This window comes from bacterium, from assembly GCA_029210545.1.
GTDB lineage: Bacteria > BMS3Abin14 > BMS3Abin14 > BMS3Abin14 > BMS3Abin14 > JARGFV01.
Genome location: JARGFV010000004.1, coordinates 20,724 through 35,685 on the forward strand (window position 1 = coordinate 20,724; position 14,962 = coordinate 35,685).

Sequence of the window (14,962 nt, forward strand, 5' to 3'; positions counted from 1 at the left end):
ACTACCATGAAAAAGTCCCTGCTATTCACCGGTTGCGCCCTGCTTCTCCTTCTTTCAACAGTTCTTTTCGTGGAACTGTCCTTTTCAAGGATCGAAGTTGCCCCTTTTTACGACAGCTGTTTGAAAGTCTGGGGTCACAAGGGGTACACCAGCTCCCACGAAAAGAACTCGCTGGAGAGTTTTCAGCACGCCTTTGAAATCGGGGCTGCGGGGGTCGAGTTCGACATCCGCTACGATACCGCCCTGGACGACTCGTTCATCGTATCCCATAACTTTCCATACGCTCTGAAAAGCGGGAAACTGCTCACCCTGGAAGAAGTTCTCGGAAAGCTGGGGGACAAAGGCTATTTCTGGCTGGATATCAAGAACTTGAGGGAATTGAGCGGAAACGATACGGTAAAGGCTGCCGACAGGATGCTGGACCTCCTTGAAAAGTACAGACTCAGTGACAGGATCATTGTCGAGTCGAAGATCGCCAGAAAACTGGCGATCTTCGCGGACCGGAAGATCTTCACAAGCTTATGGATCACTCCGGGGAGGAACGACGGCTGGCTCGACAGCCGGTTGAAAATGCTCCTTTACAAAATCCGGTTCCTGAGGGGAGGTTTTTCGGCCTTCTCCATGAATTACGTGAATTTTTCTCCCTATGTTCAGAACTCCCTCGGCCACGTTCCGGTCCACCTCTTCACCATCAACGACCTCGATGAGATCAGGGAATACATGCCCATAACAAACGTGAAGATCATCCTCTCCGACGAGAATTTCTTTTCACTGGACAGCTGCGATGAGTGAGCCGTCACGACTTCAAGACCCCCGAAAACAGGGGCCCTGGAGGAAAGCGGGGAAGCTGGCCGCCGGCGCGCTGTTCGACCCGCCGATCCAGACCCGGCTCTTTTTCCGCGGGATCTTTCTCCTCCTTTTCGTCATGACATTCCTGCGACTTATCTTCCTGCTGGTGAACCGGGAAGCCTTTTCAGGGATCGGCGCAGCAAAACTCTCCCTGTCCTTTCTCAACGGTCTCCGCTTCGACCTTCACATGCTCCTCATCCTTTTCGGCCTTTTCTTTCTGTTCCTGCACATACCAGGCATGTGGAAATACCGGTTTCCATGGGTAAAGCACATCCTCTGGATCCCCCTCGCGCTCTTCCTGCCGGCAGTGGGCCTGATTCTCTTTGACGTCCACTACTACGCCGACGCCGGAAGGCACCTGTCCTACGAGATCTTCACGGTCCACAGCGACCGTTACGACATCGTTTCCACCGCCGGAATGGCCTCGAAATACGGCTGGACGATCCTGTTTTTAGCAGCCTTGTCCGCACTTCTGGTCTTTGGCTGGAAAAAGGTCCTCGGAAGGGGACCTGGCGGCAAAGCCTCTGCCGACAATTCACCGGCCCGGGAAACGGTGTGGATGGCCCTGTTCCTGGTATTCCTGCTGCTTGGCCTGCGCGGCACCATTAAAGGCAGGCCCCTCAGGATGAGCAACGCCTTCACGCAGGGCAGGACAGAACTGGGCCACCTTGCCCTCAACCCCCTTTTCACCGTCTGGCAGAGCGTTCTCGAAGGAGGAAGTGAGGTCCCGGTTTTCCTCCCCGGGGATAAGGCTGTGGAAAACGTGAGGCGGTTACTGGGAACGTCACGGACAGTCTGGTACGGCGATGAAACACCCCTTTTCAGGAAAACGGCCGTTGCGGACGGACCCGCCCGGGAGCGGTACAACGTCGTTTTCCTGACCATGGAAAGCTGGTCGCCCCGCTACTTGGGCGCCTACGGAAACGATCAGGGCACCACCCCTGAATTTGACAGGCTGGCAGCCGACGGGCTTCTTTTCGAGAACTTTTACGCGGTGGGCAACCGGACCATCGAAGGGTTGGGAGCGATCAACCTCGGGATCCCGGGATTCAACCGTTCCGGGGGGCCCACGGCGGGATCGTTCCTTTCGGGCTCCCTGGAGCAGAACAGCTACAGGGGCATCGGGCACATCCTGGCTGAGGCCGGTTATACGAGTGTCTACATGCACGGCGAGAGCAGCAGCAACTTCAGGCACGCAAGTCTTCCGACCCTCGCGGGTTTCGACAAGCATCTCGGCAGGAGCGAACTGGGACTCACTCCCGAAGATACCAGCGGTCCGTGGGGCGGCTGGGACCATGTTCTCCTGGACAGGCTTTACGATATTGCCCGAAGTGAGCCGGAACCGTTTTTCACCTTGTGGATATCCCTCACCAACCACTCCCCCTTCACCCTTCCGGACGACACTTTCAAAAAGGCGCCGCCAGGGGACGCCGAAGGCGATTTCAGGGACTCGATCCGCTACACCGACCATTACCTGGGACGCTTCATCGAGCGCATGCGCGGGGAGGACAGGTTCGGCAGGACAATATTCCTCATAACGGCGGACTACTCGGCCAGGAACACCGCCACCATGGAGGACAGGTACCACATCCCCCTTCTTCTGTACGCTCCCGGCATTATCGAACCCGGCCGGGATGAAAGGGTCGCCAGCCAGCTGGACATTATCCCCACCCTGGTGGACCTCCTTGGCCTTGGGGGGTATCATCACGCCATGGGCATATCTCTCCTGGACCATGAGAAGGACAGGTTCGCCTTCCTGAACTTTGCCCAGGGATACGGCTGGATCACGGGCCGTGAGATCCTGGAGGTCGATCCCGACGGCAGGCCCCTTGGCATCAGGAACATGGATACCGGCGAGAGAGTGACAACCGACCTCCTTTCCAGGACTCAAGATCTGCTCTCCTTTGTGCAGGTGGGGAGATCGCTTCTCATCGAGAACCGGCTCGCTCCCGCCCCCTGGAAGATCACTGGAAGCATCGATCCTACCCCTCTCGACATGGGGAAAACCCGATGATTTCTCACTCCAGGAAGCACATCGCCATTTTTGTCTCGTACTCGGGACAGGGCGGCGTCGAGCATGTCATGAACCTTTTGTCCCGCGAATTTGTCGCAAAAGGTGTCCGGGTCGACCTGGTGCTTTCACGGGCCGCCGGCGCACACCTTGGATCGATACCCCGGGGGGTGAACATCGTCGACCTGAGAACCCGCCACACCTATTCAGCGATTTTTCGCCTCGCAAAGTACCTCAGGACAACCCCCCCCGATGCCCTCCTGGCTGTAAAACACCGGGGTATCCTCACGGCCGTCCTCGCCCGTTTCATCTCGGAGTACAAAGGCATGTTGGCCGGCAATATCCATACCAACGTTTCTGCCAGCCTGAAGCACAGCAGCTGGCTGAAAAGAACAGGCTACATTTCGGGAATGCGCCTGTTCTACAAATGGACAGACCTGGTCATCGGGGTTTCCCAGGGCGTGGCTGACGACATCATGAAGATCACCGGGCTTCCTCCACAAAAGGTCATCACCATCCACAACCCTGTCGTAACGGAAGAACTGTTTTCAAAGGCCGCCCTTCCGGCGGACCACCCATGGTTCAAGGAGACCGGGGTGCCCGTTATCCTCGGGATGGGAAGGCTGACAAAACAGAAGGATTTCCATACCCTGATCCAGGCTTTCGCCATGGTCAGGAAAGGTCGCCAAGGTCGACTCATGATCCTGGGAGATGGTGGTGACCTTGAAAGTTTGAAGGAGTTGGCAGAGAAGCTGGGAGTCGCCGGGGATGTTGAGTTCCCTGGATTTCAGAAAAACCCGTTCCCCTATCTCGCCGGGTCATCCCTTTTCGTCCTTTCATCCAGGTGGGAAGGGTTCGGCATGGTCCTGGTGGAGGCCCTCGCCCTGGGCGTGCCGGTCGTGTCCACCGACTGTCCCAGCGGACCGAGAGAGATCCTCGAGAACGGGCGGTATGGGTTCCTCGTTCCTGTGGAAGATCCAATGGCCCTTTCAAGGGCCATTGGAAATACCCTCGACAATCCCATTCCATCCGATGTTCTTGAAACGGCAGCCTCCAGGTACACAACGGAACGGATAAGTGAGGACTATTTACTTACCCTTTCGGAGGGACCTTCCCGCAGCGGGTATTCCCCGGGGTCCGCAGACTGAGTGCCGGGAAGGAGGATGGCAAGGATCGCGTCAAGGTTCCTGCGGGAAGCTCCTTTCGTACTTTCAGATCCGATCCGCGCCTGTTTTCCCATCTTTTCCCTGTACACCCCGTCCGATAACAGGTTCTCCAGCTCCAGGCCGAGGGCTGTCTGGTCATCCACGACACGGCATCCGCCCGAATCCACGAGGGTCTGCGCGATCTCGCGGAAATTGTGGAGATGCGGACCGGTGAGCACCGGGACTCCGTGCATGGCCGGTTCCAGCAGGTTGTGCCCGCCGACCGGGACCAGGCTGCCGCCGACAAAGGCGGCGTCCGCCAGGGCGTAAAATCCGTCGAGAACCCCCATTGCGTCCACGAGGAGGAAGTCTGCATCGGGTGTGCCGCCGTCCCCTGTCCCGGAGAAGCGCTCCCACGAAACTCTTTTCCGGTCCAGAAGAGAAGCGACCGTGTCGAACCTTTCAGGGTGGCGCGGAACGATGGCTGTCCGGATCCGGCGGCCCTTCAGGGATCTGACAGCTTCCAGGATCGCCTCTTCCTCGCCCTCGTGGGTGCTGCCCGCAACAAAGAGGAACCCGGATGAGGCCCATCGAGTCACCTCTTCCGGGAGGGGTACTGGCTGAGGCACCCGGTCGTACTTCGTGTTCCCGGTGACAGCCACCGTTTCCGGCCTTGCGCCCAGTTCCAGGACCCTGCGGGCGTCCTCCTCACTCTGCATGAGGAACAGGGATACACCCCGCAGAAAGGGCCTGAAAAACCATCGGAATTTCAGGTACCGGGGAAAAGAGGTATCCGAGATGCGCCCGTTGACCAGGACCACCGGGACATCTCTCCGGGAACAGGCACTGAAGAAATTAGGCCAGATCTCGGTCTCGGCAGTGACGAAGATCTCCGGCCTGACCTTGTCCAGTGCCCTGCTTACAGCAAAGGGAAGATCGAGTGGAAAGAAGAAGATCCGCTGAACAAACCCGCACTCCCGCTTCGCCGTCTCCTGGCCGGTGGGCGTGACGGTGGAAAGGACGATCCGCCCCGCAGTCCGTTCGTCCTCCTGGAGGAGGGAGAGCATGGGCTCGATGGCGAGCACCTCCCCTACGGAGACGGCGTGGCACCAGATCACCGGCCCATCCGGTTCAGGCGCCCGGCCCATGCGCTGGGCGAATCCGCGCCGGCGTTTTCCAACAAAAAGGAACTGGTAAACGATCCAGGGCAGGCCCAGGATGAGAAAGGCGAACAGGAGCAGATTGTACAGGACGGTCCTCAGGCCCATGGGCTATTCCTGCTCGGAGAGCACCTGGGCCGGGGAGACGGATACCCCATCAGCCAGTACGTAGCTTTTTAGCTCCGCGTCGATACTGCCGACGCGGACCTTGCTTTTCATGAGGATCGGGATCCGGTATTGATCCCGTGTCACCCAGATGATGAGGTCTCCCGTTCTCCGGAACAGCCCCTCGTACTTGAGTTTCGGGTGGATCTTCCATGTGCGGAAGGTGCCGGCCCTGACCTTGACCTCTTCCTCGGCCAGGATATCCACCTCGAGTTCCCAGTTTTTCTTTCCCTCGAAAACCCTGAGGTTCACAGGTTCCCCCACCACCAGATCCATGTTGCGCAGCGCGTAAAGAGAGGAAAGGTTGTCCTGAGTCCCCACGGGGATCTCGTAAACCTGGCTCTGGACTTCGTCCTTGTTTGTGATGATCCGTGTCACCGTCAGGGCGTTCTGGTCGAAAATGAGAGTCCGTTTCCTCCTCTTTCCACCTTCCCGCATGTTGAAATCGTATTTGCGCGTCAGGCCATCGGCGGGGTGGATATGGGTCTCGTAACGGTTCCGGACCTTGTAGACCACATCCACCAGGCTCCTCGATTCGGCGGTCGAGATGACCCGGTACAGGACGGCTCCATCCACCACATCCCCTTCCACGATCTCCATGACCGAATCCCCGGCAGGAATACCGGCCCATTTCAGGACGTATTCGAGCCGCTCACCCGGCCCGAAGGCCGTCACCCCTTCCGCCGGGAGCAGCGACGACGCTCCCAGTAGCAGGATCAATGACATGAGTATAAGGATGACTCTCACTTTCCTTCCTCCTTCAGGATGTGCATCACGGCGGCCGCAAGGTCCCGGACCCGGACCGTCCCCACGGGGAGGTTGCCTTCGACATCCTTACCCGTCTCCACCAGTACCGTGTGCAGCCCGCTTTGATCACCCATGAACACATCCCTGGCCGTGTCACCGATCATCCAGGAGCGCCCGGTGTCCACGCCAAGGTCTCCCGCCGCACGCCGGGCCATCAGGTTCTGCGGCTTCCTGCACTGGCACCCGTCGTCAGGGTGGTGGGGGCAGTAGTAGACAGCATCGATCCGCAAACTGTGCTCAGACAGCATCTTCATCATGGCCAGGTTGACGGCAACAGCGGTCCCCTCGTCGAAGTAGCCCCTGGCGATGCCGGACTGGTTGGTCAGGACCACGAGGAGATACCCCGCCTCCTGAAGCCTTTTCATCGCTTCGACAGCCCCGGGATAAAAATGGACCCCCCCCGGATCGCCCAGGTAGCCGGTCTCGTCGATGATGGTCCCGTCCCGGTCGAGGAAGACAGCCGGGCGCCGAGCTTCTGTTGTTTGCACTGGTTGGGGACTCATAACAAAATCTCCAATGATTTTTTTGACAGAAGAAACCAGCCCTTAGTAAGGGGGTATGGGTGTCAAGGGGTATGGGTGAAAAACCACATTTTTACACCCTTACTCCCTTACATCCCTACTTCCATGCCTGTGGCTTCTCAGGGCCGCGGTCTCGTCCTCCACCTGTCGTGGAGCCAGGTCCACTGGTCCGGATGGCGCCTGATGGCCTTTTCCGTCCACCGGGTATAGGCTGCCGTCCTTTCCAGGATATCGACCTCCTGGTTATCGTGGCTCTCTGTCACGATGGGTTCATCGAACACCACCGTGTGTCTCCCGTCCGCCCTGAAGATGTGCACCGGCACGACCGGCGCCCCGGTCCGGCGCGCGATAATGGCCAGGCTGGAAAGGGTACAGGCCTGCCTGCCGAAAAAAGGAACGAAAACACCTTCCTTCCTGCGGGCGTTCTGGTCGAGGACGAACCCGACAACCCCTCCTTTTTTCAGCTGTTTCAGGCTCTCCTTCATGGTTCCCCTGCCCATGAGCATCCTGACCCCTGACTTTTCACGGTAACCCATCCAGATCCTGTTAAGGGCATCGCTGCGGCTGACCTTGGTGATAAGGGCAAGGGGGTAGCCCTTCATGGCTATGGCCGCGCTGAGATAATCCCAGTTGCCGAGGTGGGCCGAAAGCAGAAGCACTCCCCTCCCCTGGTCGAGGGCAGCCCGGAGTTTCTCCTCGCCCTCCACGGTGACCCGGTCCAGGAGTTCCCGGGGAGGGAGGGTCGGCAGCCGGAAGAACTCGGCGATGTTCAGGCCCAGGTGCCCATAGGAGCGCCGTACGATCTCCCGTCTTTCCGGGGCTTTGAGCTCGTCGCCGTAAGCCAGGCGGACATTTTCAAGGGCGAGCCGTCTTCTCGAACCGATAACATGGTAGATGAGCATCCCCAGCCATCGCCCAAGGCCCAGGGCCCCCTTTTCGGGAAGGGCACAAAAGAGGGCCGAGGTCAACGCCAGCAGCGTTTTTTCAAGCTGATATCTCATGAAAGGGGCTTTCCGGATGTACTGCCCACGAGGGCGAGCACCGGCTCGAGGAGAGTATCCCCGCCGCCGTGGACCTTGGTCTCCACGGCCAGGGCGAAACATGGCATTGACCTTTTCCCGACCGGCGGCAGCCTCACCGCATCCTTTTCGGTAGTTACAAGGGCCGCGGCTCCCATCTCTCCGGCTCTTTCGATAACGCGATCGATGTCCCTATCGGTGTATGGATGGTGATCGGGGAAGACCATCATGTCGAGGACATCGAGCCCGGACTTTTCGAGACTGCGTCTGAACCCTTCGGGACTGGCGATCCCGCAAAAGGCAAGAAAAGGGCCTGCTGACCCAGGATCATCGTGTTTATCACTGTCTCCATCCAGGGATAAAAGCCCGGTGGAATGATAATCGGTCCATGCCACAGGCGCTGCTGTATACCCGCGCAACATTCTGGTGAAATCGCCATCCGGGTTCGATGCCCTTGTCACCACGACAATATCGGCATCGGCCAGTCGGAAAAGGGGTTCCCTCAGGGTGCCGGCCGGCAGGAGCATACCGTTTCCAAAGCGCATGATATTATCCACGACCAGGATATCGAGATCCCTTTCAAGCCGCCTGTGCTGAAAACCGTCATCCAGGATGAAAAGGTCCACGTCGTGATGCCGAAGAACCGCGAGACCCGCCTCATACCGGTCAGCCGCGACCGCAACGGTGACCTCGCCCAGCCTGGCAGCCATCAGGAACGGTTCGTCCCCAACCAGCTGCCAGGGCTGTCGGAGGTCGACGAGGGAAGGTCCCGATCCTTTACGGCCATAACCACGGGACAGGATAGCCGGCCGTACACCCCTGTCCCTGAGTGCGCCTGCAAGCCAGAGTACGAAGGGAGTTTTCCCTCCACCACCTGCCGTCAGATTCCCGACACTTACAACAGGACGCGGCAGCTTCCTCCTCCTGAGGATGCCTGCACCGTACAGGGCACGGTGGATCGATGCGAGCACCCCGTACAGGAGAGAAATCGGAATGAGCAAAGGCAAAAGGACTGCCGGAGGCCTTCGTAACTGAAAGTTTATCGGAAGACGCACAGTTCCGGCCCTTTTATTGATGGACCCGCAAAAAGTCCATCAATTTCAGATCTCTTCCGCCTCGTCGATGAGCATGACAGGGATGTCGTCTTCAACCCTGTATCTCAACTTGCAGCTGTGACAGACAAGGGAACTCCCGCCGTTTTCCGGCTGCACGGCCCCCTTGCACCTGGGACAGGCCAGGATGTCCAGAAGTTCCTGATCGATGGGCATGTTCTGCTCCTTGCAAAAAAGTTTACGGTTTACGGTTTACGGTTCACAGTTTCAACCACTTCCATCCTATTTTAAACGGTTCGGGTCTGACTGTTAACGGTGAACTGTGAACCGTTAACTTATCTTCCTTCCCACCATCTCGTCCGCCCTCTCCTGGAGGTCGAGCAGTGTTTTTTTGACCATGGCACTATCCCTGGCCATGGCGGCGTCGCTGGTGTCCCCGTCCAGGGCTATGGGGGGCCCGAAAAGGACCACACCCCTGCTGAACGGCCAGGGCAGGAGGTAAAGGTCCCATGCTCCGGAAAAGATATGGGCCGGCCTGGCCGAAGAGGTCATCGGGATGATGGGGCACCCCATTTTTTTCGCCAGGTACACCGCGCCGGGCTTCACCTCGTGGATCGGTCCCTTGGGGCCGTCCACGGCGAAGGTGGCGTGGAACCCCTCATCCATCTTCCTTTTCAGGCCGATGAGTCCACGCGCGCCGCCCCTCGAAGCCGATCCCCTGACAACCGCATACCCGAGCCTCGACATGACACTTGCCTGGAGCTCCCCGTCCCGGCTCAGGCTGGACAGGACGGACAGTTTACGGCCCACCAGAAAACCGGTGAGGAGAAACTGACGACCATGAAAAAACGCCAGGATCACCCTCTGGCCGGTCCCTTCCAGACAATCGAGATGCTCCAGACCCTCGCTGCGCACCCTCATGGTGGCCGTCACCGTACGGATGATCCCCCTCACAAGGGGCGGTATGAAGGTTGCCGTGAACCAGGAACTTTTTTTAGGGCCTGCCGACGAGTTCATCGGCCCCCCTCGTCAGCTTTTCCAGGACCTTCTCTACAAGCCGGCAGTCTCTCTGTATGGCTTCATCACTCAGATCCTGGTCCAGCACCATGATCTCACCGAATTTGACCAGCGTCCTGGAAAAGGGCATGGGGAGAAGGTAACGGTCCCAGACGGATGTGAACAGGGCTGACGGGGATGCCGATGTCGTGACCGGGACGAGGGGGATACCGAGCTTCTTGGATATGTACACGGCTCCGGGCTTGACAACCCCATAAGGGCCCCTGGGCCCATCCACGGCAAAGGCTCCCACCATCCCCTTGCGGACAAGCTTGATCATTCCGGCCAGAACGCGGGCGCCGCCCCCCTTGCTGGAGCCCATAACGGTCGTGACCCCGAAACCGGCCAGCACGCGGGACTGGATCTCGCCCATATAGCTGATACCGGTCATGACGACCACCGGCCACCCCCTGAGTTCGTGGACGAGGAGGAGCTGCCTTCCGTGGAAGAACGCCAGGACGAAGGGCTGCCCGTCCTGCACCATTTTCATCACCGGGCCCTCGCCCGAAAACCTCCCCCTCAGCGTAAAACCCAGCGCCCTGATCAGGGACCGTACCAGGGGTGGGAAAACCGGCAGAACGTTGTACGCCTGACGCTTGCGGAACTCCCTAAACCACCTGGTTTTCTGGTTCCTGGTCTCCATGGGCCCCATCTTCCTCTATCAAGAGTGAATACAGGCGCGAGTACTCCCCTTCAGCTGCGAGGAGCTGGTCGTGTCGGCCCGATTCCACGATCCGTCCGTCCGAAACAACGATGATCAGGTCAGCGTCGGTCACCGTAGAGATGCGGTGGGCGATGACGAGGGTCGTCCTCCCCTCGACGAGGTTCTCAAGAGCTTTCTGGACAAGGTGCTCTGACTCTGTGTCCAGGGAACTTGTCGCCTCATCGAGGATAAGGATCGGTGAGTTTTTGAGGATAGCCCGCGCGATGGACAGCCTCTGCCGCTGGCCGCCGGAAAGCCGGCTTCCGCGCTCACCGATGACGGTATCGATCCCCCCTGGGAGCGCTGCCACGAAATCGTGGACGTAAGCTGCATCCAGGGCCCTTTGAAGGTCCTCCTCGGAAACGCCCTCCATCCCGTAGCAGATGTTGTTCCGTATGGTGTCGTTGAAGAGCACAACTTCCTGGGAAACGATGGAGATCTGCCGGCGAAGGCTCTTCTGGGTGACATGGCGGACATCGTGATCATCGACGAGGACAGATCCCTCGGTGGCATCGTAAAAACGGGGGATGAGGTTGACCAGGGTGGTCTTGCCTCCTCCGCTTGTGCCGACAATGGCCAGTTTGGTGCCTGGTTCAACATCCAGTTCAATATTTTTCAGGACCCACTCTTCCCCGTACCTGAAGCTCACACCCTCGAACCGGATACGGCCTGAGCTGTAAGGCAGCTCCACGGCATCGGGTGCGTCGGCGATCTCCGGAGAGATATCCAGGATCGCGAAAACACGCTCGGAGGCTGCAAGGCCCTGCTGAATGATGTTGTTCACCGAAGTAATGTGCTTGACCGGCTCGTAAAGCATCATGAGGGCAGCGAGGAAGGAGAAGAACTCTCCCACCGTCATCCGGCCATTCATCACGGTCATGCCGCCGATCCAGATGATAAGGGCCACGGACGCGGCGCCGATGAACTCCATGACAGGGTTGGACAGGGCCTTGACCCTCTGTATCTTGATAAAGGTCTTGACCAGCCGCTCGTTCTCTCCCTTGAACCTCGCGAGTTCCTTTTCCTCCGTCCCGAACGCCTTGATCAGCCCCGCTCCCGAGATGCGCTCCTGCATGAGCTTGCTCAGATCACCCATGCGCTCCTGGCTTTTCCGGCTGGCTTTCTTCATGCTTCTTCCGAACCTGGTCAGGGGGTAAAAGGAAAGGGGCAGTCCGATAATGGCTAAAAAACCCAGCTCCGTATTGCGGTAAAAAACGACCGCCGTCAGGCCCACGATGGTAAAGACGTCGCGGACCGCTCCCACCAGCGCCTCGGTGATGGCATTCTGCATCATGGACACATCGTAGGTGACCCTGGACATGAGCACCCCCGTCGGGGTCTCGGTGAAAAAGGACATGGAAAGACGGTGCAGGTGCTCGTAGAGCTCGTTCCGTATATCCTGGACGATCTTAAGCCCTGTCCAGCTCATGAGGTAGGTGCGGACGTAGCGGAAAAAACCTTTGAAAAGGTAGATGACGATGATGGCGGCGGGCACCAGCAGCAGCATCTCCCTGTCGCCGGCGATAAAAACGTCATCCAGGACGTTCTTGATAAGGAGCGCCGCCATGGCCGTCATGCCGGCCACCCCCACCATGGCGATCCCCGAGATGACGAGTTTATCCATGTAGGGGCGGACATACCGCAGCAGGCGCTTGTAAACCCTTATGGACTGTTTCATAATGCCTGATCCCCATCCGCCTGGCCGTCGTCGAACCCGAAGACGGCAGCGCATTGGCCCGCAGCCAGCCGGGACGCCTCCTCGCCCTTCAGGACCTTTTTCATCTCCACACCGGCGGCGAGATAGTCGCGCCTGGCCTCCTCGTTCCCGATGAGGTTCAGGGCAGTAGCGGCAAGCCTTTCAGGGGTGACTTCGTCCTGGAGAAGCTCGGTGACCACCTCCCGGCCGGCGACGATGTTGGGAAGACTGAACCTGGGGAGTTTGAAGAGCCTTTTCGCGATGTGGTAGGTGAGACGGGCCATCCGGTAAGCCACAACCTGCGGAACACCCAGCAGAAAAGCCTCAAGTGTGGCCGTACCGGAGGCAACAAGGGCCAGGTCAGACAGCACGAGGGCCTCCCTCGAACGGCCGTCGATAATCGTGGCCTTCACACCCGACTGATCGATCATCCGCTCCATTTCCGCCCGTGGTATGGTGTGGGCCCTCGGCACCAGGATGCGGACCTTCCCCCCCAGATCCCGGGACAGGAGTGCGGAAGCCTCGAGGAAAACCGGCAGGAGCATCCGCACCTCCGGGTTCCGGCTGCCGGGCAGGAGGCTGATGACCGTTTCGTCCTCTGCCAGTGCCAGTTCCTCCCGAAGGGGGCCGGCGTCGGTGGCAGCCAGAAGTTCCATCAGCGGGTTACCGACATAGGTCACCGGTACCCCGTGGGATCGATAGAACTCCTCCTCGAAAGGGAAGATGGCCAGGACCCTGGCCACCAGGGAATCCATCTCGACGATGCGCCCCTTCCCCCAGGCCCAGAGCTTCGGGGCCACGTAGTAGACGACCGGGATACCCAGTTTCTTTGCCTCGCGGGCCAGTTCGATATTGAACCTGTAGAAGTCGATAAGGACCAATCCATCCGGTTTCTGGGCTTTCATGGCGCTTTTGGCCTTCTCCAGGACCTTCCTTAACCGTCTCAGATCCCGGAGCACTTCCCAGATCCCCATGACCGACAGTTCCCTGATGTGCACGGTGAGATCCACACCGGCCGCGGCCATGGCATCTCCCCCGATACCGGAAAGTCTCAGACCGGGGTCTGATCCCCGAAGCGCGCCGGCCAGCAGCCCACCGTACATATCCCCGGAAGCCTCTCCGGCGAAGATCATCACCCTCCGGTCCAAAGGACCTCCCCGCTTTTGTCCTCCCTGCAGGAAAGCAGGGTGACTCCACCCTCGGAGCAAACCGAGACGACTTCCTCGAACCCGAGGATCGTACAGCGTCCACCCTCCACGACGAGGGCACCGCCGCCCTCGGCTATCCGGGCAACCGTTTCCTTCCCGACAGTGGGCACGTCGTACCGGAAATCGTGGTTTATCGCAGCCAGTTTCACGACGGTGATCCCCCCGCCTGCCACCTCGATCGCCCGCCTTATGACAGCATCGGTGCCTTCCATGGCTTCCACGGCGACCACCGAACGGTCCTTGACCACCACGGTCTGGCCGATATCAAGATCGGCTACGGATCTGGCGATCCGCCACCCGAAAACCAGGTCCTGATCGAGATCCTGGGAGGGGGCCGGTCCCGCGAGATGGCCGACCGGGGGCATGAGGTCCGGCACGATCTCGTCTAAAGCCAGCACTTTCATCCCGTTGTCACGAAAAAGGTCCACGATTCCGCCCAGGATGGTGGATGCCCGGTGATCGGCCAGCTCCTCCAGGAACGTCCGGAAAAACCCGTCAAAGGTGTCGGCCTTGAAAACCTCCGCGTGAGCGACCCTTCCGGCAAGGACGATCCCCGTAACTCCGCGGGTTTTAAGACCGTCAAGGAGTTCCCGCAAGTCGTGGATCCGGAACCAGCCGGTCTCCCATCGGTCGTCCTCCACGATCTGGTCCGCGGCTCCCTCCAGGGCGGCAACGTAGAGGTTCTTTCCGGCCTGGGCGAGAGAACGGGCTACGTAGCCGGGCAGTTCACCGGCCCCGGCGATGATCCCGATCTTCACCGGGGATGGTGTCACCTGGTGAACCCCCTTTGCGAACCATCCATGAAACCGAGAAGATGCCGGACGTGATCGGTGTTTTCCACTTCCTGCCTGACTTTATCGATGGCTTCGTCCATGACCAGTCCCGAGCGGAAAAGGATCCGGTAGGCCTTCTTGAGGGCGGAGATCTCACCCGGGGTGAACTGTTTTCTTTTGAGCCCCTCGAGGTTGAGCCCCACGAGCCGGGCCCTGTCACCCTGTGCCGTGGTGTAAGGGGGGACGTCCATGACAACAATGGAACCGGCCGCGACAAATGCCATGGTGCCGACGCGGCAGAACTGGTGGACTCCCGCGTAACCTGCCAGGAAGGAGTTGTCCTCCATGGTCACGTGACCCGCAATGGTGGCGCCGTTGGCAAGAATGACCCTGTCACCGATAACACAGTCGTGGGCAACGTGGCAGTAGGCCATGATAAGGTTGCCGCTTCCGATCCTGGTGACCATATTGTCACCCTCGGTGCCCTTGTGGATGGTGACGCACTCACGGATCACGTTGTCGTCTCCGATGATCAACTCGCTCTCCTCCCCCCTGTATTTCAGGTCCTGGGGAGGGGCGCCCACGGATGCGAACTGGAATATCCTGTTGTTCTCACCGATGGTGGTCCGGCCGTCCAGGACAACGTGGGGACCGATCCTGGTCCCGGCCCCTATGCGGACCTGGTCGCCGATGACAGCGAAAGGGCCTACCTCGACACCGCTGTCGAGCTGGGCCCCCGGACTCACCGCTGCCCTAGGGTCCACAAGGGTGGCCTGTTTCCGGCCGCCGTTGGTCAT

15 protein-coding genes are annotated in these 14,962 nt (G+C 59.4%); 3 read left to right on the forward strand and 12 right to left on the reverse strand.

Features of this window, described 5'->3' with window-relative positions:
* Positions 1-6 precede the first annotated feature (6 nt).
* From P1S46_00885 to P1S46_00895, 3 genes are read left to right on the forward strand one after another with little or no spacing between them, the layout of a single operon-like run.
* Positions 7-792 (forward strand): glycerophosphodiester phosphodiesterase, encoded by a 786-nt coding sequence (locus P1S46_00885; GenBank protein ID MDF1535042.1) that lies wholly within the window; start codon positions 7-9, stop codon positions 790-792.
* The gene (locus P1S46_00890) at positions 785-2,863 is read left to right on the forward strand and encodes an LTA synthase family protein (protein MDF1535043.1); all 2,079 of its coding nucleotides are present in this window, start codon (positions 785-787) and stop codon (positions 2,861-2,863) included. The genes P1S46_00885 and P1S46_00890 overlap by 8 nt, the downstream gene beginning before the upstream one ends.
* Positions 2,860-4,008, forward strand: a complete 1,149-nt coding sequence (locus P1S46_00895; protein ID MDF1535044.1) for a glycosyltransferase — start codon at positions 2,860-2,862, stop codon at positions 4,006-4,008. The genes P1S46_00890 and P1S46_00895 overlap by 4 nt, the downstream gene beginning before the upstream one ends.
* Here P1S46_00895 and P1S46_00900 read toward each other — a convergent pair.
* The 12 genes from P1S46_00900 to lpxA form a co-directional block, all read right to left on the reverse strand.
* Positions 3,945-5,273, reverse strand: a complete 1,329-nt coding sequence (locus P1S46_00900) for a 3-deoxy-D-manno-octulosonic acid transferase (GenBank protein ID MDF1535045.1) — start codon at positions 5,271-5,273, stop codon at positions 3,945-3,947. The genes P1S46_00895 and P1S46_00900 overlap by 64 nt on opposite strands.
* Before the next feature lie 3 nt (positions 5,274-5,276).
* On the reverse strand, positions 5,277-6,077 hold the full coding sequence (locus tag P1S46_00905; GenBank protein MDF1535046.1) for a DUF3108 domain-containing protein: 801 nt from the start codon (positions 6,075-6,077) through the stop codon (positions 5,277-5,279).
* Positions 6,074-6,640 (reverse strand): HAD family hydrolase, encoded by a 567-nt coding sequence (locus P1S46_00910; GenBank protein MDF1535047.1) that lies wholly within the window; start codon positions 6,638-6,640, stop codon positions 6,074-6,076. Before P1S46_00910 ends, P1S46_00905 begins: the two co-directional genes overlap by 4 nt.
* 137 nt (positions 6,641-6,777) lie before the next feature.
* Positions 6,778-7,659, reverse strand: a complete 882-nt coding sequence (locus P1S46_00915; protein MDF1535048.1) for a lysophospholipid acyltransferase family protein — start codon at positions 7,657-7,659, stop codon at positions 6,778-6,780.
* The gene (gene lpxK, locus P1S46_00920) at positions 7,656-8,678 is read right to left on the reverse strand and encodes a tetraacyldisaccharide 4'-kinase (GenBank protein MDF1535049.1); all 1,023 of its coding nucleotides are present in this window, start codon (positions 8,676-8,678) and stop codon (positions 7,656-7,658) included. Before lpxK ends, P1S46_00915 begins: the two co-directional genes overlap by 4 nt.
* Positions 8,679-8,777: 99 nt before the next feature.
* Positions 8,778-8,945: a Trm112 family protein gene (locus P1S46_00925; GenBank protein ID MDF1535050.1), complete on the reverse strand. Its 168-nt coding sequence runs from the start codon at positions 8,943-8,945 to the stop codon at positions 8,778-8,780.
* Positions 8,946-9,059: 114 nt separating this feature from the next.
* Complete coding sequence (locus P1S46_00930; GenBank protein ID MDF1535051.1) at positions 9,060-9,746, reverse strand: lysophospholipid acyltransferase family protein; 687 nt, start codon at positions 9,744-9,746, stop codon at positions 9,060-9,062.
* Positions 9,724-10,428: a DUF374 domain-containing protein gene (locus P1S46_00935; protein ID MDF1535052.1), complete on the reverse strand. Its 705-nt coding sequence runs from the start codon at positions 10,426-10,428 to the stop codon at positions 9,724-9,726. The genes P1S46_00930 and P1S46_00935 overlap by 23 nt, the downstream gene beginning before the upstream one ends.
* Entirely contained in the window at positions 10,394-12,166 is a 1,773-nt protein-coding gene (gene msbA, locus P1S46_00940) for a lipid A export permease/ATP-binding protein MsbA (GenBank protein ID MDF1535053.1), read from the reverse strand. The genes P1S46_00935 and msbA overlap by 35 nt, the downstream gene beginning before the upstream one ends.
* On the reverse strand, positions 12,163-13,332 hold the full coding sequence (gene lpxB, locus P1S46_00945; protein MDF1535054.1) for a lipid-A-disaccharide synthase: 1,170 nt from the start codon (positions 13,330-13,332) through the stop codon (positions 12,163-12,165). Before lpxB ends, msbA begins: the two co-directional genes overlap by 4 nt.
* Entirely contained in the window at positions 13,317-14,165 is an 849-nt protein-coding gene (gene lpxI / locus P1S46_00950; GenBank protein ID MDF1535055.1) for a UDP-2,3-diacylglucosamine diphosphatase LpxI, read from the reverse strand. Before lpxI ends, lpxB begins: the two co-directional genes overlap by 16 nt.
* A complete protein-coding gene (gene lpxA / locus P1S46_00955) occupies positions 14,162-14,962 on the reverse strand; it encodes an acyl-ACP--UDP-N-acetylglucosamine O-acyltransferase (protein ID MDF1535056.1) in 801 nt (266 codons plus the stop codon). The genes lpxI and lpxA overlap by 4 nt, the downstream gene beginning before the upstream one ends.

Bases quoted from the DNA above. Each gene is read 5' to 3' on its own strand.
- P1S46_00890 (MDF1535043.1), top strand. From the start codon at position 785: ATGAGTGAGCCGTCACGACTTCAAGACCCCCGAAAACAGGGGCCCTGG.
- P1S46_00935 (MDF1535052.1), bottom strand. From the start codon at position 10,428: ATGGAGACCAGGAACCAGAAAACCAGGTGGTTTAGGGAGTTCCGCAAG.
- P1S46_00925 (MDF1535050.1), bottom strand. From the start codon at position 8,945: ATGCCCATCGATCAGGAACTTCTGGACATCCTGGCCTGTCCCAGGTGC.
- P1S46_00895 (MDF1535044.1), top strand. From the start codon at position 2,860: ATGATTTCTCACTCCAGGAAGCACATCGCCATTTTTGTCTCGTACTCG.
- P1S46_00910 (MDF1535047.1), bottom strand. From the start codon at position 6,640: ATGAGTCCCCAACCAGTGCAAACAACAGAAGCTCGGCGCCCGGCTGTC.
- P1S46_00885 (MDF1535042.1), top strand. From the start codon at position 7: ATGAAAAAGTCCCTGCTATTCACCGGTTGCGCCCTGCTTCTCCTTCTT.
- P1S46_00915 (MDF1535048.1), bottom strand. From the start codon at position 7,659: ATGAGATATCAGCTTGAAAAAACGCTGCTGGCGTTGACCTCGGCCCTC.
- msbA (MDF1535053.1), bottom strand. From the start codon at position 12,166: ATGAAACAGTCCATAAGGGTTTACAAGCGCCTGCTGCGGTATGTCCGC.
- P1S46_00900 (MDF1535045.1), bottom strand. From the start codon at position 5,273: ATGGGCCTGAGGACCGTCCTGTACAATCTGCTCCTGTTCGCCTTTCTC.
- lpxA (MDF1535056.1), bottom strand. From the start codon at position 14,962: ATGACCAACGGCGGCCGGAAACAGGCCACCCTTGTGGACCCTAGGGCA.
- P1S46_00930 (MDF1535051.1), bottom strand. From the start codon at position 9,746: ATGAACTCGTCGGCAGGCCCTAAAAAAAGTTCCTGGTTCACGGCAACC.